This window comes from Amaricoccus macauensis (assembly GCF_014201905.1).
Taxonomy (GTDB): Bacteria; Pseudomonadota; Alphaproteobacteria; order Rhodobacterales; family Rhodobacteraceae; genus Amaricoccus; species Amaricoccus macauensis.
Window position 1 is genome coordinate 145,736 of sequence record NZ_JACHFM010000004.1, and the last position, 17,368, is coordinate 163,103.

Consider the following 17,368-nt stretch of genomic DNA (forward strand, 5'->3'; position numbering starts at 1 on the left):
CGTGGGCGGTACTCGTCAACTGCGGGCGGTCGCGCACCTCGCCCGCGTTACGCCCCTACCGCCAGCCGGCGTTTTGCCTCGCTGCTCGAAGGATCCCGGAGGACATATCCGCGCCCCCACACTGTCTCGATATAGTTCTCGCCCCCCGTGGCTTCGGAGAGCTTCTTGCGGAGCTTGCAGATGAAGACGTCGATGATCTTCAGTTCCGGCTCGTCCATGCCGCCGTAGAGATGGTTGAGGAACATCTCCTTCGTGAGGGTTGTGCCCTTGCGAAGCGAGAGAAGCTCCAGCATCTGGTATTCCTTGCCGGTAAGATGCACCGACGTGCCATCGACCTCGACCGTCTTCTGGTCGAGATTGACCGTGAACTTGCCGGTGGCGATGACCGACTGGGCGTGCCCCTTGGAGCGGCGCACGATGGCGTGGATGCGCGCGATCAGTTCCTGCCGGTGGAACGGCTTCGTCATGTAGTCGTCCGCGCCGAAACCGAAGCCCTTGAGCTTGTTCTCGGTGTCGTCCGCGCCGGACAGGATCAGGATCGGCGTCTCGACCTTGGCGAGGCGCAGCTGCCGCAGAACGTCATGCCCGTTCATGTCCGGCAGGTTGAGATCAAGAAGAATCAGATCATAGTCATAAAGCTTCGCAAGATCGATGCCCTCTTCGCCCAAATCTGTGGCGTACACGTTGAGATTGGCATTCTGGAGCATCAGCTCGATGCTCTTCGAGGTCGTCGGATCGTCTTCGACAAGGAGGACGCGCATGTCCTGCACTCCGTTCTACCAGCCGGCCCTTCGCACCGCGTCCGCACATAACCCCGAAATGGTTAACGAGTGGTTACGCGATAGTTCACCCCCTAGCAACTCTCCTTAAGGTTGTCGATACTTTTGCAGCGAGGTCACGCGCAGCGCCGATGCGCCGTGCCGCGCCATCGCCTCGCGCCAGGCGTCGAGCTCCTCCTGCGAGATGCCATACATCTCTTGGACCTCCTCGGCGTCCATCAGGCCGTTGTCAACCGCCGCCACCACGATCGCCTTGCGACGCGCAACCCATCGGTCGGTGTTGACCGGCGGCAGGTCGGACCGCGTCAGGCGGCTGCCATTCGGCAGCATGACGGAAACCGGCCCCTTCCCTCGACGAATGTACATGATCCACTCCACGAAACTCGCACTCACGACAGTCGGCTTGGTAGCGCCCCATCCCTTAAGTGCCCATGAAGCTAACCCTTGTCGGTGCTTAGGGTTTTACTATATTCTGGGCGATCCAAACATGTGGCCCAACCATGTCCGTCGCTGCCGCCCTCGCCGAGCTGAATTCTCTCGGGCTTCCCAAGGCCCCATGCGACACGCGCGTGGTCGTCGCCATGTCGGGCGGCGTCGACAGCTCCGTGGTCGCGGCCCTGCTCAAGGCCGAGGGCTACGATGTCGTCGGAGTGACGCTCCAGCTCTACGACCACGGCGCCGCCCTGGCACGCAAGGGAGCCTGCTGCGCCGGTCGTGACATCCATGACGCCCGCCGGGTGGCCGAGGCCATGGGCTTCCCGCACTACGTCCTCGACTATGAGAACCGGTTCCGCGCCGCGGTGATCGACGAGTTCGCCGACGCCTATCTCGCCGGCGCGACCCCTGTCCCCTGCATCCGCTGCAACGAGCGGGTGAAGTTCCGCGACCTCATGGAGACCGCCCGCGATCTCGAGGCGGACTGCATGGCGACCGGCCACTACATCCGCCGGATCGCCGGGCCGAACGGGCCGGAGCTGCACCGGGCGGCGGACCTCGACCGCGACCAGAGCTATTTCCTCTTCTCCACCACGCCCGCGCAACTCGACTACCTGCGCTTTCCCCTGGGCGGTCTCGCCTCCAAGGCCGAGACCCGCGCGCTCGCCGCCTGCTTCGGGCTCTCCGTCGCGGACAAGCCCGACAGCCAGGACATCTGCTTCGTGCCGAACGGCTCCTATGCGGCGGTGATCGAGAAGCTCAGGCCCGGTGCCGCGGAGCCGGGCGAGATCGTGCATCTCGACGGACGGGTGCTCGGCCAGCACGGCGGCGTCATCCGCTACACCGTCGGCCAGCGCCGCGGTCTCGGCATCGGCGGCGGCGACTCCGGTGGCGAGCCGCTCTTCGTCGTGCGCCTCGACGCGGACGCCCGGCGCGTCATCGTCGGCCCGCGCGAAGCCCTCGCCCGCGCCACGGTCCCGGTCAGCGAAGTGAACTGGCTCGGCGACTCCCCCTTCGAGGCGGCACCGCCCGAGGGCTGGGAAGTCGAGGTCCGGGTGCGCTCCACCCGTCCGCCTAAACCCGCCCGGGTCTTCCCCGAGGGGCCGGCGCGCGCACGCATCGAGCTGCTGGCACCCGAAGAGGGCGTGGCACCGGGCCAGGCCTGCGTCTTCTACGCCACTGATGGCACCCGGGTCCTCGGCGGCGGCTGGATCGCCCGGAGCTGAGGGGGCCGCCCGTGCCGAAGCGCCCGCTGCTTCCCGTCGACCCCGCCGAACGACTGCACCGGATCGTACTCATCACCCTGCAGACCGCCATGGCGATCGAGGTGCTGGTGCTGCTCTGGCGCCGCGACCTGCAGGACACGCTCCTCGTCCTCGCCATCATGATCCTGACACTGCTGCCGCTGCTGCTGCGCCACCGGCTCTCGGTCCGCATGCCCTACGCGTTCCAGATCATCGCCATCGTCTTCGTCTTCGCGGCGCTCTACCTCGGGTCGATGCGGCAGTTCTACGTGATGTTCCCGTGGTGGGACTCGATCCTGCACTTCAGCTCCGGGCTGCTGCTCGGCATCCTCGGCTTCATGCTGACCTACCTGCTGAACGAGGACGACCGCATCGACATGTCCCTGAAGCCGCTCTTCATGGCGGTCTTCGCCTTCACCTTCGCCCTGTCGCTCGGCGCGCTCTGGGAGATCGTGGAGTTCCTCATGGACGTGACCCTCGGCACCACCATGCAGACCCCGACGCCGGGCGACCCCTCCGGCCTCACCGACACGATGATCGACCTCATCCTCGATTCGACCGGCGGCCTCATCATCGCCGCCTACGGCTTCTTCTACGTGCGTCGGGGTTCGCAGTCGTTCATCTCCGACTGGATCGCCCGCTTCGTCCACGAGAACCCCGACTGGTTCCGCATCCGCCGCCGGCTCCGCCGCCGCTGAAACCGCGAAGGGGCCGGCCACGTCCCCGCGTGGCCGGCCCCTTCCGTTCGACGCGGGAAGCCCGCTCAGATGATCTCGCGGGCCTCGTCTTCCGAGGGCACGCGGCCCTGCGGCGTCAGGCGATTGACCGCGTCGGGCAGCGAGGTCTTCAGGCGCGACAGGATCTCGGCGCGCGAGAGCCCGGTCTTCTGGGCCAGCTCGTCGAGCGTGTCCCCGCCGAGCGCCGTCTCGAGCTCGTTCTCCTCGATGCCGGTGTTCGATCCGCTCGACACCCACGAGTCGGCCTTCTCGCCGTGCCCGGTGGTGCGGAAGCGATCCATCAGCGAGTCGAGCCCGTCCTTCAGGTTGCGCCCCGAGTCATCGCCGCCGCCGAACATCTTGCCGATGTCACCAAGGATCCCGCCACCGCCACCGGCACCCGCGTCGGCCGTCACGGTCCCCGCGGGATCGGGTGCGCCGCCCGCCGGCGCACCCGCCCGGGCATCGCCGATCATGTCACGGATCTTGTCGCGGTTCTGAAAGCCGGCGACGGCCACGAGGCCGAGCAGCGCCAGCAGCGACGGCATGCCTTTCGAAGCCATTTGGTTCTCCCGTTCGAGTTTGATGGATCAGGCGCGCTTCGAGATGAAACCCCAGACGGCGAGCACGATGATCGCGCCCACCGCGGCGCCGATCAGACCCGCGCCGTCGTTCGGACCATACCACCCCACGGCCTGACCGAGAAACGTCGCGACGAAGGCGCCGACGATACCGAGAATCGCGGTCAGAATGAACCCCTGCGGCTCGTTCGACCCCGGCATGATGAACTTCGCAATGACCCCTGCAAGGAAGCCGATGATGATCGTCCAGATAATGCCCACGCGGAGCCCTCCTCGTTCGCTGACCGCAGAAAACGCTTGGGAAGTCCCACAGTTCCGTGAAACGGACGAGCTTCTTGCCGCAGCGCGGGCGATCGTGGCGACAGCCGGATCCGTCAGCCGCCGATCAGCTCCAGCCACTCGTCCTCGGTCAGGATCGTGAGCCCGAGTTCGCGGGCCTTCTTCTCCTTCGAGCCGGCGCCCGGGCCTGCGACAACGTAGTCGGTCTTCGCCGAAACCGAGCCCGCCACCTTGGCGCCAAGCGCCTCGGCGCGCGCCTTCGCCTCGGCGCGGGTCAGCTTTTCCAGCGTTCCGGTAAAGACCACGGTTTTGCCCGCAACCGGAGAGCCGCTCGCGGCGGGTGCCGCCACGTCGCCGACCTCGAGCTCCGCCACCAGCCGCTCCACCGCCGCGCGGTTGCGCGCGTCGTGGAAGAAGTCGACGAGCGAGCCCGCGAGCACCTCACCGACGCCGTTCACCGCGTTCAGGTCATCCCACTCCGGCCCCGCGTGCTCGTGCGCCGCGGTCATCGCCTCGGCGAAACGCGTCCATGAGCCGTAGTGCCGCGCCACGATCCGCGCCGCCGTCTCGCCCACATGGCGGATGCCGAGCGAAAAGATCAGCCGGTCGAGCGGGATCTTCCGCCGCTCGTCGATCGCCCGGAACAGGTTCTCCGCCGAGCGCTCGCCCCAGCCCTCGCGGTTCTTCATCTGCGTCACGCCGCCCGGCCCGTGCCGCGCCGCGAGCGTGAAGATCTCCGCCGGCTCGCGGATCCAGCCGTCGACGAACAGCGCCTCGACGGCCTTCGCCCCCAGCCCCTCGATGTCGAAGGCGCCGCGGCTGACGAAATGCTTCAGCTTCTCCACCTGCTGCGCCGGACAGACCAGCGCGCCGGTGCAATAGCTGACCGCCTCGCCCTCCTCGCGCACCACGTCCGAGCCGCAGACCGGGCAGGCGGTCGGGAACCGGTACGGCTCCGACCCCGCCGGCCGGCGCGCGAGGTCCACATCCTCGACCTTCGGGATCACGTCGCCCGCGCGGTAGATCGTCACCCAGTCGCCGACCCGGATGTCGCGCCCCTCGCGGATCGGGTTGCCCTTCGAGTCCCGCCCGGCGATGTAGTCGGCATTGTGCAGCGTGGCATTGCGCACCACGACGCCGCCCACCGTCACCGGCAGCAGCCGCGCCACCGGCGACAGCGCGCCGGTGCGTCCCACCTGAATGTCGATCGCCTCCAGTTCCGTCGTCGCCCGCTCGGCGGAGAACTTGTGCGCCAGCGCCCAGCGCGGCGTCGTGGAGCGGAAGCCGAGCCGCGCCTGCAGGTCGAGCCGGTCCACCTTGTAGACCACGCCGTCGATGTCATAGCCGAGCGTCGCGCGCTGCCCCTCGATCAGGCGATACTGACCGAGCATCTCGTCCACGCTCTCGCACCGCCGCATCAGCGGGTTGGTGGCGAAGCCGAGCGCGTGAAGCCGCGCGATCGCGCCGTCCTGGGTGTCGGCGAGCGGCGCCGACAACTCGCCCCAGGCGTAGGCAAAGAAGCGCAGGGGCCGCGCCGCGGTGATCTTCGGATCAAGCTGCCGCAGCGAGCCGGCGGCGGCATTGCGCGGATTGGCGAAGGTCCGCCCCGAGGTCTCCGCCTGGCGCAGGTTCAGCGCCTCGAAGTCGGCATGGCTCATGTAGACCTCGCCACGCACCTCGATCACCCCCGGCGCGCCATCGAGCCGGTCGGGAATGTCGGCGATGGTGCGGGCATTGGCGGTGACGTTCTCGCCCACCTCGCCATCACCGCGCGTCGCCGCGGTGACCAGCACCCCGTCCTCGTAGCGCAGCGACAGCGACAGCCCGTCGATCTTCGGCTCCGCCGTGAAAGCGAGCGGCGCGTCGGGCGCGAGGTTCAGGAACCGCCGGACACGCTCGACGAACTCCACCACCTCGGCATCGTCGAAGGCGTTCTCGAGGCTCAGCATCGGCTTCGCGTGCCGCACCTTGGCGAACGCCTCGGACGGCGCGGCACCCACCTGCTCGGAGGGACTGTCGGACCGCTTCAGTTCGGGGAACATCGCCTCGATCGCCGCGTTCCGCAGCTTCAGCGCATCGTAGTCCGCATCGCTGATCTCCGGCGCGTCGTCGCGATGATACGCGAGATTCGCCCGCGCCATCTCGGCGGCCAGCGCCGCGAGTTCGTCGCGCGCCTCCTCCGGGCTCAGGTCTTCAACGGGTCGGAGAGTGGTCGCCATCTTGGCCTCCGGGAAGGGCCGCCGAGAGTTACCTCAGCCCGCGCTACCGGGGCAACCCGGGGGCGCCGCCGCGGCGGCCTTTGGGAAAAGTGGGAAGGGCACCGGAGCCGCCCTTCCCACGCCGCATCTACCAGGTACTCGTGCTGGGGAGGAATCCAACCAAGAACTACAGCGGCTTATGGGCTCTCCGTAGCGCAACGTGCATCCCGGCCGCAAGTTGCAAACGCCCATCCGCCGGGCAATTATCCGCTCATGGCGAAGATTCACCAACGATTTCAGTCGGAAACGGGTCGCTTCACAGCGACGCGAGGATCGCTTCCACCTCGGCTCGGGTCGGCATCGAGCGGGCCGCTCCCGCGCGCGTGACCGAGATTCCGGCCGCGGCGCAACCATAGCGGACCGCGACGTTTGCATCCTCCCCCCGGGCGAGAGCAGTCGCGAATCCCCCGTTGAAGGCGTCCCCGGCGCCGGTCGTCTCCACGAGTGCCCCGGCCGCCACGGCGGGCACCACCACCGAGCGTCCGTGGCCGTGCAGCAGCGCACCCTTCTCACCGAGCGTGACGACCACCGCACCGACGCCCCGGGCCAGCAGCTGGTCCGCCGCCGCCCGGACACTGTCGAGGTCGGTCACCTCGATGCCGGTCAGCTGGCCGATTTCCGTCTCGTTCGGCGTCAGATAGTCGCAGAGCTTCAGCACGGCATCGTCGAGCGGTTGCGCCGGTGCCGGATTCAGGATCGTCGTGACGCCGTTCGCCCGGGCAATCTCGAGGCCGCGCACCGCGGCGGCGAGCGGCTGCTCAAGCTGCGTCACGAAGACCGCCGCGTCGCTGATCAGCCCGGCCTCGGCATCGAGGTCCTCCGGCACGATCTCCGCCGCGGCACCCGGCGAAATGATGATCGCGTTATCGCCGGTGCCGTCCTCGATGAAGATGCACGCCGCCCCGGTATAGCTCTCCGGGTCACGCCTGACCGCCGGCTTGACGCCTGCCTCCGCCCACGTGACGAGCGCCATGTCGCCGAAGGCATCCGCCCCCAGCCGGGTGATGAAGCTCACGTCCGCCCCGAGGCGGCCTGCGGCCACCGCCTGATTCGACCCCTTGCCGCCCGGCCCGAGGACGAAGCTCCGGCCGAGGAGCGTCTCGCCGATCTTCGGCAGGCGCTCGGCACGATACGAGGTATCGGCGACGAAAACGCCGAGGATGACAACCGAGTTCGGCTTCGGCATGGCTCACGCCTCCGGTGGCAGGACACCCTTGCGCAGGGCGATGCAGCCCCAGAAACGGCGCTCGCCGGTCTGGATCACCGCATACGCCCGCTTCGCCCGCTCGTAGAACGCGAAGCGCTCGATCGGCATCAGCGGCCAGCTCCGGCCCTCGGCGGCGTCAAGCTCGGCCTGCACCTCGCGCTGCACGTCGGGGATCTCGTCCGGCGCGCCGCCCACCTCCATGCGCGCGGCCGCGTCGTCCACGAAGGTGTCGACCGGATAGACCGAGAGCACGCCCCGCGCGACGCGCTGCATCGGCGCGTCGATGCGGAGCAGCCGCCCGAGGCCGGTCTGCTGCGCCACCGCCTGCGCCGGAAAGTTCATGTCGCAGAGGATCAGGTCGTCACCGTGGCCCATGGCCCGCAGCGTGCCCAGCACCTCGGCGTTCAGGATCGGGTCGATCCCCTTCAGCATTTCGTCATCCTCCCGATGGTCTCGCATGGCCGGCTCATGTGGCCGGCTTCGTGGCGGATCCTTAGCACGCGGCTTCCCGCCGTCCACCCTTCACACCTGCGCGACGTCCTTGCTGCACCGCACAATAGCCGCCATGTACGCGGGCAGCACAAGAAAAAAGGATGGGCAGTCATGGGATACGATCTCGTCGCCTCGCTGCGCCGGAAGATGGGCGCAGTGCGGCACCTCGACATTTCCACCGCTGCGCGGAGCTTGCGTGCCGCGTTCGGGGGCGCCGCAAAGCCGGCCGCACCCGACCGGCCCGCATCCGACCGGCCCGCATCAAATCGGCCCGCAACAGATCGGCCCGCATCAGATCGGCCCCTGCGCCGTCGCCAGCGACTCGGCCAGGCCGTCGCAGATCTCGCCGCCCGGCGCGCGCCCGACCCCGCGGCGCTGCCGCGGCCCGAGCTTCCCGACCTCGATCCCCGCAGCTTCGAGTGCGCCGCCGGACGCCGCGACTACCGCCTGTTCGTGCCGCCGCAGAAGCCGGCCGGGCTTCTCCTGATGCTGCACGGCTGCCTCCAGACACCCGAGGACTTCGCCCTCGGCACCGGCATCAACGCCCTCGCCGCCGAGCACGGCCTCGTCGTGGCCTGGCCGGAACAGGCCCCGACCGACAACGCCCGCAGCTGCTGGAACTGGTTCGACCCCGAGCATCAGCATCGCGGCGCCGGCGAGCCCGCGATCCTCGCCAGTCTCGCCAAGGAGCTCCGCACCGAGTTCCGCGTGCCGCGCGCGCGGACCTTCGTCGCCGGCCTTTCCGCCGGCGGGTCCATGGCGGCCGTGCTCGGCGAGGCCTACCCCGAAGCCTTCGCCGCCGTCGGCGTGCACTCCGGGCTCGCCTGCGGCACGGCGCATGACGGCCGCTCGGCCCTTGCGGCCATGCGCGGCGCACCCGCCGCCGCCCGGCCGCTGATGCCCGCGAGCCGCTCGCCGCGCGTCATCGTCTTCCAGGGCACGACCGATCACGTGGTCCACCCGATGAATGCCGACCGGGTAATGGCGCGCGCCTGCGCGCTGGCCGACGTGCGCCCCTCGCGCGAGTCCCACGCCCCGATCGGCGAACGCACCGTCGGCCGCTCGGTCGCACGGCGCCCCGACGGCACGGCGGCGGCCGAACTCTGGATGATCGAGGGCACTGGCCACGCATGGTCCGGCGGCAACCGCGATGGCAGCTTCACCGACGCGGCCGGCCCCGACGCCTCGGCCGAGATGCTGCGCTTCTTCCTCGAAGCCGCCTGACCTCTCGCGGGGGCCGGTCCATGACGGGCCGGTCTCCGCACGGGACGGCATGATCCGGAAACGAAAAGAGGCCGGGCTTTCGCCCGGCCTCATCCCTCGAACCAACCCGGTGTTACTCCGGGATCAGTTGCCGTAAACCGAGTCGTAGGCGACCTGCCGCACGGCGAAGCGCGAGATCCCGAGATCGCGCAGATCACGGTTCGACAGCCCCTCGAGTTCCGCGAGCGTGCGGCGATAGAGGCGATAGTCGGAGATCGCACCGCTGAGGCGGGCGAAGAGACCGGGACGGGGGGTGCCGAATTCGGCGTGAATGGCGTTGGTGGCCATGGTGAAGTCCTTTCAGATGCTCAGTGGCGCTCCGATGAACGCCGTCGTTCGGTGTCGGCGCCCCGAAGAGCACCCTTCATTTCAGTTGCCGTAGACCGCGCGGTGCGCGATCGCGCGGATGCCTCCGCGGCCGAGGCCGAGATCGCCGAGCTGGCGATCCGTGAGCGCCGTCAGCTCCGCGAGGGTGGCGTGATAGGTCCGGAAGTTGTTCCAGGCCCGGGTGATCTTCCCGAGGAGACCCTCGGAATGCTCGCCGGCGACGGTATGACCGGAGCCGGACGTCGCGAGGCTCGAAGCCATCATGTCCGCTTCCTTTCGCTTTCGTTCGATATGAGCGTTTCCACTCTTGCTGCATCGCAAGATAAACGCTTGCTGATGCGAAGCAATGCCCAACGCGCGAAACCGGCCATGCCCCTCATGCATGGCTCTTAACAAACTGTCATAAATCAATTATTATCGTTTATCCACAGGCATATGCCACTTGGCTCACGGCGCCGCGATGTATGTTGCGATGCATGAATGCAGCACTCACAATCGCGCATGGAGCAACATTTGGCCCCGACCAACCCGAGGCCTGGCCAAGGTGCGACTCGGGCACCACTTGCCTCTCCGCGACGAGTGGCCGATCTAGGCGGGGGGCGGCCGGCGTCCCTGAACCCGAGGCGAGCTTGCGATGACCGTGACCCGAGACGACGTCCTTTCCGCACTCAGTCGCGTGCCGATGCCCGGAACCACCGGCAGCGTGGTGGACGCGGACATCGTGCGCGCGGTCGCCGTCGACGGCGACCGGGTGCGCTTCATCCTCGAAGTGGATCCCGCGATCGGCGCCCGGCTGGAGCCGACCCGCGCCGAGGCCGAGGCCGCCGTCGCGGCGTTGCCCGGCGTCGCCGGCGTCTCCGTGCTCCTGACTGCCCACGGCCCGGCGGCAAAGGCCGCGCCGCCGCCCGACCTCAAGCTCGGCCGCCACCCGACGCCGCAGGCCGGGCCCGAACCCGTCCCGGGCGTGCGCACCATCATCGCCGTCGCGTCCGGCAAGGGCGGCGTCGGCAAGTCGACGCTGGCGGCCAATCTCGCCGTCGCCCTCGCCCGGGCCGGCAAGCGCACCGGGCTCCTCGACGCCGACATCTACGGCCCCTCCCAGCCGCGGATGATGGGCGTCTCCGAGCGGCCAAAGTCGCCGGACGGCAAGACCATTATCCCGCTGCACGCCCACGGCGTCACGCTCATGTCGATCGGGCTGATGCTGAAGGAGGGCGAGGCGGTTGTCTGGCGCGGGCCGATGCTCATGGGCGCGCTGCAGCAGATGATGGGTCAGGTGGCATGGGGCGAGCTCGACACCCTCATCGTCGACCTGCCGCCCGGCACCGGCGACGTGCAGCTCACCCTCTCGCAGCGCTACCCGCTGACCGGCGCCGTGGTCGTGTCGACGCCACAGGACGTGGCGCTCCTTGACGTGCGCAAGGCCCTCGACATGTTCGACAAGCTCAAGGTGCCGGTCCTCGGCATGGTCGAGAACATGTCCGCCTACATCTGCCCGAACTGCGGCCATGAGGCGCACATCTTCGGCCACGGCGGCGCGCGGGCCGAGGCGGAGAAGATCGGCATCCCCTTCCTCGGAGAAATCCCCCTCGATCTGAAGGTCCGCGTTGCCGGCGACAGCGGCGCCCCGGTCACGGTCACTCACCCGGACAGTCCGGAGGCGCGGGCTTTCGCGGGGATCGCTCGCCGGTTGATCGACGGCGGCATCGTCTGACGTCGCGCGATCAGCGCCCGGGCCTTCCTGCGGACCTTCGGGCCGCCGGGATCACCGGCGGCCCGTCTCGCGGCCGCTGCCCTCAGGCCAGCGCCGTGTCGATCCGCTCAAGCGTCGCCTTCTCCGCCGCGCTCACCTTCTCGCCGCCGAAACCGAGGAATCCGCCCTCGGTCCCTGCCTCGGCCACCTTGCCGGCGATCGCCTTCAGCCAGTCGCGAAACGCCGGGGCGGCATCCGGCGCCTTCGCCGCCACGATTCCCGCCGCCGCGGTCAGCTCGGCGAGCGCGGAGTCGACGATCTCCGCCGGCTTCTTGCCCTTCGCCTGCTCCTTCAGGACCTCCTTCGCCTTGTCCCGGCCCTCGGAGCTGTCGTAGGCAGCCGCGATCTCGTGGAGAAGCGGCGCGGCATCCCCACCCTTCGCCCGCTGCACCGCGCCCGCCACGGCGAAGCTCTCCTTGAGCGCGCCGATAAGCCCGCGCGGGTCAGCCGCGGTCACGGCGATGCCCGCAACCATCGGAGCCGCCACCACCTGCGCCCATTCCTCCGGCGTGAAGTTGTCCTTCAATGCCATGTCTCAACCCTCCGTTCGCGGCATCCTGCCGCCTTTCGCCCGCGAAAGCGCGCACCCGTCGGGAATTGAGACTTTTTTCTCATTTCTGCCGCCGGTCTCACAGACATAACCCATCCGCTTGCCGACAGTTCATGAAAAGTTATGGTGAACATCACGGACTCCACTGGCCGCAGGCCGGGGAGCACCAGGGGAAGAACAGGGAGCCTTCCATGAGACGTATCCTGCTGGCCACCGCGGCCTGCGCCGGCCTCGCATCCGCGGCCGTTGCCGAGCCCACCAACATCGGCATCATCCTCGGCTTCACCGGACCGCTCGAGTCGATCACGCCGGGCATGGCGGCGAGCGCCGAGCTGGCCCTCAAGGAGGCTTCGGACTCCGGCAAGCTCCCGGGCGGCATCACGCTCGCGCCGACCCGTTCGGACTCAACCTGCATCGACGCCGCCGCTGCCACCACCGCGGCGCAGCAGCAGGTGAACACCCAGAAGGTCGCGGCCATCGTCGGCGCCGACTGCTCGGGCGTCACCACGGCGATCGCGAACAACGTGGCGATCCCGGCCGGCGTCGTCATGATCTCGCCGTCCGCCACCTCGCCCGCCCTCAGCACGATCGAGGACGACGGCTACTTCTTCCGCACCGCTCCCTCCGATGCGCGCCAGGGCGAAATCCTCGCCGCCATCGCCATGGAGAAGGGCATCAAGGAAGTCGCCGTCACCTTCACCAACAACGACTATGGCAAGGGTCTCGCCGACAGCTTCGGCGCCGCCTTCGAGAAGGCCGGCGGCAAGGTGCTGATCTCCGCCCCCCACGAGGACGGCAAGGCCGACTACTCCTCCGAGGTCGCGGCGCTCCAGGCAGCGGGCGCGGATACCCTCATGGTCTTCGGCTACGTCGACCAGGGCGGCGTCGGCGTTGTGCAGGCCTCCCTCGACACCGGCGCCTTCGAGAGCTTCGTCTTCGCCGACGGCATGTACGGCCAGAGCCTGATCGACAAGATCGGCGACGACATCAATGGCAAGGTCTGGGGCACGCTCCCGGGCGTCGAGGGCGAGGCCGCCGACAAGTTCGCCGCCTACGCCAAGGAGAACGGCATGGACCCGACCGGCACCTACGTGCCGGAGAGCTATGACGCGGGCGCGCTCATCGCGCTTTCGATCGCCGCCTCGGGCAGTGCCGACCGCACCGGCATCCGCGACAAGATGATGGACGTGGCGAACGAGCCCGGCGAAAAGATCTATGCTGGCGAACTCGCCAAGGGCATCGAACTGGCCGCCGCCGGTACCGACATCGACTACGAAGGCGCCACCGGCGTCGAGTTCGTCGGTCCCGGCGAGGCGCGTGGCTCCTACCGCGTCTACGAGATCAAGGACGACAAGGCCGAGACGATCGGCTACCGCTGATCCCTGCGACGAGCGGAGGCACCATGATCCGGGTCGAGGACCTGCACCTGCACTTCGGCGGCATTCGTGCCGTCGATGGTGCCTCCGTCAACATTGCCAAGGGCTCGATCACCGGCCTGATCGGACCGAACGGCGCCGGCAAGTCGACGCTCTTCAACGTCATCGCCGGGCTCTACCGGCCGACCTCGGGCAAGGTCTGGCTCGACGGCGAGGACGTGACCGGCCTCTCGCCGCACGCGCTCTTCCACAAGGGCCTGCTGCGCACCTTCCAGATCGCCCACGAATTCGCCTCGCTCACCGTGCGCGAGAACCTGATGATGGTCCCCGCCGAACAACCCGGCGAAGTCCTCTGGGACGCATGGTTCAAGCCCGGCCGCGTCCGCGCCCGCGAGGCCGAAGTCCGTGCCCGCGCCGACGAGGTGATCGACTTCCTTGAAATCCCCCACGTCGCCGACGAACTCGCCGGCAACCTCTCCGGCGGCCAGAAGAAGCTCCTCGAACTCGGCCGCACCATGATGGTCGACGCGAAGATCGTCTTCCTCGACGAGGTCGGCGCCGGCGTGAACCGGACGCTGCTCAACACCATCGGCGACGCGATCCTGCGCCTCAACCGCGAGCGCGGTTACACCTTCTGCATGGTCGAGCACGACATGGACTTCATCGGCCGCCTCTGCGACCCGGTGATCGTGATGGCCGAGGGGAAGGTCCTGACCGTCGGCCACCCGGCCGAGGTGATGAAGAACGAGGCGGTGATCGAGGCTTACCTCGGCCGCGGCCTCAAGAACCGCAAGGCCAGCGCCATGGGGCCCGCATGACCTTCCTCACAGCCGATGCGATGACCGGCGGCTACGGTGCCGCCGACATCCTGCACGCCTGCACCCTCGCCGTCGACCGGGGCGAGATCGCCGTCATCGTCGGCCCGAACGGCGCGGGCAAGTCCACCGCCATGAAGGCGGTCTTCGGCATGCTGCCGCTCCGCGCCGGCCACGTCAGCCTCGACGGCACCAACATCACCACCCTCTCGCCGCAGGAACGCGTCCGCGCCGGCATGGGCTTCGTGCCGCAGGTCCGGAACGTCTTCGTCTCGATGTCCGTCGAGGAAAACCTCGAAATGGGCGCCTTCATCCGGGACGACGACTTCCACGACACCATGGAGCAGGTGTTCAGCCTCTTCCCGATCCTGCGCCAGAAGCGCCGCCAACCGGCGGGCGAGCTCTCCGGCGGCCAGCGCCAGCAGGTCGCCGTCGGCCGCGCGCTGATGACGAAGCCCTCGCTCCTCATGCTCGACGAGCCGACCGCCGGCGTCTCGCCCATCGTCATGGACGAACTCTTCGACAAGATCCTCGAGGTCGCCGCCACCGGCATCGCCATCCTCATGGTCGAGCAGAACGCGCGCCAGGCCCTCGCCATCGCCGATCGCGGCTACGTCCTCGTGCAGGGCAGGAACCGCTTCACCGACACCGGGGAGGCGCTTCTCGCCGACCCGGAGGTCCGCCGCACCTTCCTCGGGGGCTGACGCAATGCATCGAACAGAGGACGCCCGCCGCAGGCGGCCGGATGGGCCGAACCCGGCGCGCATGAAAAACGGTCGCATCCCGGCCCGAACCGGAGGCGCCCGCGCATGGACGTCCTGAACGCCCTCGTCCTCTTTCTCAACTTCGTCATGATCCCGGCCACCGCCTACGGCGCCCAGCTCGCCCTCGGTGCCCTCGGCGTGACGCTGATCTACGCGGTCCTGCGCTTCTCGAACTTCGCCCACGGCGACATGATGGCCTTCGGCACCATGCTGGTCGTGCTCGTCACCTGGGGCCTCCAGTCCCTCGGGGTCAGCCTCGGGCCGCTGCCGACCGCACTCCTCGCCCTGCCAATCGGCATCCTCGGCACCATCGTCCTCGCGCTCGTGACCGACGCGTCCGTCTACCGCTTCTATCGAAGCAAGCGCTCCGAGCCGGTGATCTTCGTCATCGCCAGCGTCGGCGTCATGTTCGTCTACAACGCGCTCACCCGCTTCGTGATCGGCACCGACGACCAGCGCTTCGAGGACGGCGCCCGCTTCGTCGTCAAGGTCGGCGACTTCCGGAAATGGTCTGGCCTCGACGAAGGTCTCGCGATCCGCACCTCGCAGCTCATCACCGTGGTGGTGATGATCCTTACCGTCGCCTTCGTGTTCTGGTTCCTCCAGAAGACCCGCACCGGCAAGGCCATGCGCGCCTACTCCGACAACGAGGATCTCGCCCTTCTCTCCGGCATCAGCCCGGAGCGTGTCGTGCGCATCACCTGGATCCTCGCCGCCGCCCTCGCGGTCATCGCCGGCACGCTCTACGGCCTCGACAAGTCGTTCCGGCCGTTCACCTACTTCCAGCTGCTCCTGCCGATCTTCGCCGCGGCGATCGTCGGCGGCATCGGCCACCCGCTCGGCGCGGTCGCCGGCGGCTTCGTCGTCGCCTACTCCGAGGTCATGGTCACCTACGCCTACAAGGGCGTGCTCACCTACCTCCTCCCCGAGGCATGGCGCCCCGAAGGGCTCGTGCAGATGCTCGGCACCGACTACAAGTTCGCGGTCTCCTTCATCATCCTCGTCGTGGTGCTGCTGATACGGCCCACAGGCATCTTCAGGGGGCGCACCATATGACCGGCCGTGTCGCCTCACTCTATGCCGTCATGACCGCGCTCATCGTCGGCGTCGGCCTCCTGCAAGGCTGGGTCGTCGCGCTGTCGATCCTGCAACTCTGCCTGATCTCGGCCATCATGGCGCTCGGCGCCAACATGCAGTGGGGCTATGCCGGCCTCTTCAACGCCGGCATCATGGGCTTCGCGGCGCTCGGCGGCGTCGCGGTCGTTCTGGTCTCCATGCCCCCCGTCCCCGGCGCGCTCGGTGCCGGCGGCTGGAACCTCGGCCTCTCGGCCCTCGCGATCGTCCTCACCCTCGCCGCCGCGCTCTTCGCGCGCGAGCGCGTCGCGGGCTACTGGCGCGCGCCGGTGATGCTCGCGGTGATCGCCATCGGCTACTTCGTCATGCGCACGTTCCTCGACCCGGCGTCCGCCGCCATCGAGGCGATCGACCCGGCCGCCGCCGGCTATCTCGGCGGCCTCGGCCTGCCGGTCGTGATCTCCTGGGCGGTGGGCGGCCTCTTCGCCGCCGGTGCCGCCTACATCGTCGGCAAGGTCTCCCTCGGCCTGCGCTCGGACTATCTCGCGATCGCCACCCTCGGCATCGCCGAGATCATCCTCGCCGTCCTGAAGAACGAGAACTGGCTGACCCGCGGCGTCAAGAACGTCACCGGCCTGCCGCGCCCGATCCCTGACGAGCGCACGCTTCAGGCAGCGCCCTGGGTGCAGGATCTCGCCGTCCGCTTTGGCAGCGACGTCCAGACCGCCGCCGCCATCGTCGCGCGCCTCGCCTATTCCGCGCTCTTCGCCATCGTGCTCGTGGCGATCTTCTGGCTCGCCGAGCGGGCGCTGCGCTCCCCGTGGGGCCGGATGATGCGGGCGATCCGCGACAACCGCGACGCCGCGGAGGCGATGGGCAAGAACGTCACCCGCCGCCACCTGCAAATCTTCGTTCTCGGCTCCGCCGTCGTCGGCATCGCGGGCGCCATGCTCGTCACCCTCGACGGCCAGTTCACCCCCTCGTCCTACAACCCGCTGCGCTACACCTTCCTGATCTGGGTGATGGTGATCGTCGGCGGCTCGGGCAACAACTGGGGCTCGGTGCTTGGCGGCTTTCTCATCTGGTACGTCTGGGTGATGGCCGAGCCCTTCGGCAGCTGGGCGATGGCGACGGCCACCACCGGCATGACCCCGGGCAGCTTCTGGCAACAGAAACTCCTCGCCGCCGCCCCCCACATCCGCCTGCTCCTCATGGGCCTCATCCTCCTCACCGTCCTCCGCTTCGCCCCGCAGGGGCTCATCCCGGAACGAACGGCCCGGCGGTGACCGGAGCCGCCGGCGAGGCGGGGCCTGTCACGATCTGAGCTTGGGCGCGGCGTCGAGTTCTGCCGCCTACCTGGACTAAGACTGGTTGAGATCAGGCTAACGCAAACGGTATTATCGTTTAATATCAGACATGTGATAGGGGCGCGCAACTTGCGCACCCCTTCCCTCA

The 17,368-nt window shown here is 68.6% G+C and carries 19 protein-coding genes; 9 read left to right on the plus strand and 10 right to left on the minus strand.

Annotated features, from left to right (window positions below; translation table 11 throughout):
• Positions 1-47 precede the first annotated feature (47 nt).
• Together ctrA and sciP are read right to left on the minus strand one after the other, a co-directional pair.
• A complete protein-coding gene (gene ctrA / locus HNP73_RS18060) occupies positions 48-761 on the minus strand; it encodes a response regulator transcription factor CtrA (protein ID WP_184153145.1) in 714 nt (237 codons plus the stop codon).
• Between the two features lie 105 nt (positions 762-866).
• Positions 867-1,157: a CtrA inhibitor SciP gene (gene sciP, locus HNP73_RS18065; protein WP_425486645.1), complete on the minus strand. Its 291-nt coding sequence runs from the start codon at positions 1,155-1,157 to the stop codon at positions 867-869.
• Between the two features lie 122 nt (positions 1,158-1,279).
• Here sciP and mnmA point away from each other — a divergent pair, with 122 nt between their 5' ends.
• A complete protein-coding gene (mnmA, locus tag HNP73_RS18070; RefSeq protein ID WP_184153149.1) occupies positions 1,280-2,440 on the plus strand; it encodes a tRNA 2-thiouridine(34) synthase MnmA in 1,161 nt (386 codons plus the stop codon).
• Positions 2,441-2,451: 11 nt separating this feature from the next.
• Positions 2,452-3,156 (plus strand): DUF2238 domain-containing protein, encoded by a 705-nt coding sequence (locus HNP73_RS18075; RefSeq protein WP_184153151.1) that lies wholly within the window; start codon positions 2,452-2,454, stop codon positions 3,154-3,156.
• 65 nt (positions 3,157-3,221) lie between these two features.
• On the opposite strand, the gene HNP73_RS18080 is transcribed toward HNP73_RS18075, so the two are convergent.
• From HNP73_RS18080 to HNP73_RS18100, 5 genes are all read right to left on the minus strand, one after another.
• Complete coding sequence (locus tag HNP73_RS18080; protein WP_184153154.1) at positions 3,222-3,737, minus strand: YidB family protein; 516 nt, start codon at positions 3,735-3,737, stop codon at positions 3,222-3,224.
• Between the two features lie 27 nt (positions 3,738-3,764).
• Positions 3,765-4,016 carry a GlsB/YeaQ/YmgE family stress response membrane protein gene (locus tag HNP73_RS18085; protein ID WP_184153157.1) on the minus strand — a complete coding sequence of 84 codons (252 nt, stop codon included), beginning with the start codon at positions 4,014-4,016 and terminating at the stop codon, positions 3,765-3,767.
• Positions 4,017-4,129: 113 nt separating this feature from the next.
• On the minus strand, positions 4,130-6,253 hold the full coding sequence (ligA, locus tag HNP73_RS18090) for an NAD-dependent DNA ligase LigA (RefSeq protein WP_184153160.1): 2,124 nt from the start codon (positions 6,251-6,253) through the stop codon (positions 4,130-4,132).
• A gap of 295 nt (positions 6,254-6,548) precedes the next feature.
• Positions 6,549-7,478 carry a ribokinase gene (gene rbsK / locus HNP73_RS18095; protein ID WP_184153163.1) on the minus strand — a complete coding sequence of 310 codons (930 nt, stop codon included), beginning with the start codon at positions 7,476-7,478 and terminating at the stop codon, positions 6,549-6,551.
• A 3-nt stretch (positions 7,479-7,481) separates the two neighbouring features.
• Complete coding sequence (locus HNP73_RS18100) at positions 7,482-7,958, minus strand: RbsD/FucU family protein (RefSeq protein ID WP_246399941.1); 477 nt, start codon at positions 7,956-7,958, stop codon at positions 7,482-7,484.
• 144 nt (positions 7,959-8,102) lie between these two features.
• Between HNP73_RS18100 and HNP73_RS18105 the strand changes: the two genes are divergently transcribed.
• Positions 8,103-9,215, plus strand: coding sequence for an extracellular catalytic domain type 1 short-chain-length polyhydroxyalkanoate depolymerase (locus HNP73_RS18105; protein ID WP_184153166.1), 1,113 nt, complete (start codon positions 8,103-8,105; stop codon positions 9,213-9,215).
• 123 nt (positions 9,216-9,338) lie between these two features.
• On the opposite strand, the gene HNP73_RS18110 is transcribed toward HNP73_RS18105, so the two are convergent.
• Positions 9,339-9,542: a DUF1127 domain-containing protein gene (locus HNP73_RS18110; RefSeq protein WP_184153169.1), complete on the minus strand. Its 204-nt coding sequence runs from the start codon at positions 9,540-9,542 to the stop codon at positions 9,339-9,341.
• An 81-nt stretch (positions 9,543-9,623) separates the two neighbouring features.
• The gene (locus HNP73_RS18115) at positions 9,624-9,845 is read right to left on the minus strand and encodes a YjiS-like domain-containing protein (protein WP_221288821.1); all 222 of its coding nucleotides are present in this window, start codon (positions 9,843-9,845) and stop codon (positions 9,624-9,626) included.
• Positions 9,846-10,215: 370 nt separating this feature from the next.
• Between HNP73_RS18115 and HNP73_RS18120 the strand changes: the two genes are divergently transcribed.
• On the plus strand, positions 10,216-11,295 hold the full coding sequence (locus tag HNP73_RS18120) for an Mrp/NBP35 family ATP-binding protein (protein WP_184153172.1): 1,080 nt from the start codon (positions 10,216-10,218) through the stop codon (positions 11,293-11,295).
• 82 nt (positions 11,296-11,377) lie between these two features.
• Here the strand turns inward: HNP73_RS18120 and HNP73_RS18125 are convergent, their stop codons facing one another.
• A complete protein-coding gene (locus tag HNP73_RS18125) occupies positions 11,378-11,866 on the minus strand; it encodes a hypothetical protein (protein WP_184153175.1) in 489 nt (162 codons plus the stop codon).
• 209 nt (positions 11,867-12,075) lie between these two features.
• On the opposite strand from HNP73_RS18125, the gene HNP73_RS18130 reads away from it, so the two are divergent.
• The 5 genes from HNP73_RS18130 to HNP73_RS18150 all read left to right on the plus strand — a co-directional run bounded on the left by HNP73_RS18130 (position 12,076) and on the right by HNP73_RS18150 (position 17,199).
• Positions 12,076-13,263, plus strand: a complete 1,188-nt coding sequence (locus HNP73_RS18130; RefSeq protein WP_184153177.1) for an ABC transporter substrate-binding protein — start codon at positions 12,076-12,078, stop codon at positions 13,261-13,263.
• A gap of 23 nt (positions 13,264-13,286) precedes the next feature.
• Complete coding sequence (locus HNP73_RS18135) at positions 13,287-14,078, plus strand: ABC transporter ATP-binding protein (RefSeq protein WP_184153181.1); 792 nt, start codon at positions 13,287-13,289, stop codon at positions 14,076-14,078.
• Positions 14,075-14,779 (plus strand): ABC transporter ATP-binding protein, encoded by a 705-nt coding sequence (locus HNP73_RS18140; protein WP_184153184.1) that lies wholly within the window; start codon positions 14,075-14,077, stop codon positions 14,777-14,779. The genes HNP73_RS18135 and HNP73_RS18140 overlap by 4 nt, the downstream gene beginning before the upstream one ends.
• Before the next feature lie 105 nt (positions 14,780-14,884).
• Complete coding sequence (locus tag HNP73_RS18145; RefSeq protein WP_184153188.1) at positions 14,885-15,895, plus strand: branched-chain amino acid ABC transporter permease; 1,011 nt, start codon at positions 14,885-14,887, stop codon at positions 15,893-15,895.
• The gene (locus tag HNP73_RS18150; protein WP_184153191.1) at positions 15,892-17,199 is read left to right on the plus strand and encodes a branched-chain amino acid ABC transporter permease; all 1,308 of its coding nucleotides are present in this window, start codon (positions 15,892-15,894) and stop codon (positions 17,197-17,199) included. Before HNP73_RS18145 ends, HNP73_RS18150 begins: the two co-directional genes overlap by 4 nt.
• Positions 17,200-17,368: the final 169 nt, after the last annotated feature.

Coding starts and splice junctions, on each gene's coding strand:
- ctrA (WP_184153145.1), bottom strand. CDS start 761: ATGCGCGTCCTCCTTGTCGAAGACGATCCGACGACCTCGAAGAGCATC.
- mnmA (WP_184153149.1), top strand. CDS start 1,280: ATGTCCGTCGCTGCCGCCCTCGCCGAGCTGAATTCTCTCGGGCTTCCC.
- HNP73_RS18080 (WP_184153154.1), bottom strand. CDS start 3,737: ATGGCTTCGAAAGGCATGCCGTCGCTGCTGGCGCTGCTCGGCCTCGTG.
- ligA (WP_184153160.1), bottom strand. CDS start 6,253: ATGGCGACCACTCTCCGACCCGTTGAAGACCTGAGCCCGGAGGAGGCG.
- rbsK (WP_184153163.1), bottom strand. CDS start 7,478: ATGCCGAAGCCGAACTCGGTTGTCATCCTCGGCGTTTTCGTCGCCGAT.
- HNP73_RS18100 (WP_246399941.1), bottom strand. CDS start 7,958: ATGCGAGACCATCGGGAGGATGACGAAATGCTGAAGGGGATCGACCCG.
- HNP73_RS18105 (WP_184153166.1), top strand. CDS start 8,103: ATGGGATACGATCTCGTCGCCTCGCTGCGCCGGAAGATGGGCGCAGTG.
- HNP73_RS18110 (WP_184153169.1), bottom strand. CDS start 9,542: ATGGCCACCAACGCCATTCACGCCGAATTCGGCACCCCCCGTCCCGGT.
- HNP73_RS18115 (WP_221288821.1), bottom strand. CDS start 9,845: ATGATGGCTTCGAGCCTCGCGACGTCCGGCTCCGGTCATACCGTCGCC.
- HNP73_RS18120 (WP_184153172.1), top strand. CDS start 10,216: ATGACCGTGACCCGAGACGACGTCCTTTCCGCACTCAGTCGCGTGCCG.
- HNP73_RS18125 (WP_184153175.1), bottom strand. CDS start 11,866: ATGGCATTGAAGGACAACTTCACGCCGGAGGAATGGGCGCAGGTGGTG.
- HNP73_RS18130 (WP_184153177.1), top strand. CDS start 12,076: ATGAGACGTATCCTGCTGGCCACCGCGGCCTGCGCCGGCCTCGCATCC.
- HNP73_RS18135 (WP_184153181.1), top strand. CDS start 13,287: ATGATCCGGGTCGAGGACCTGCACCTGCACTTCGGCGGCATTCGTGCC.
- HNP73_RS18140 (WP_184153184.1), top strand. CDS start 14,075: ATGACCTTCCTCACAGCCGATGCGATGACCGGCGGCTACGGTGCCGCC.
- HNP73_RS18145 (WP_184153188.1), top strand. CDS start 14,885: ATGGACGTCCTGAACGCCCTCGTCCTCTTTCTCAACTTCGTCATGATC.
- HNP73_RS18150 (WP_184153191.1), top strand. CDS start 15,892: ATGACCGGCCGTGTCGCCTCACTCTATGCCGTCATGACCGCGCTCATC.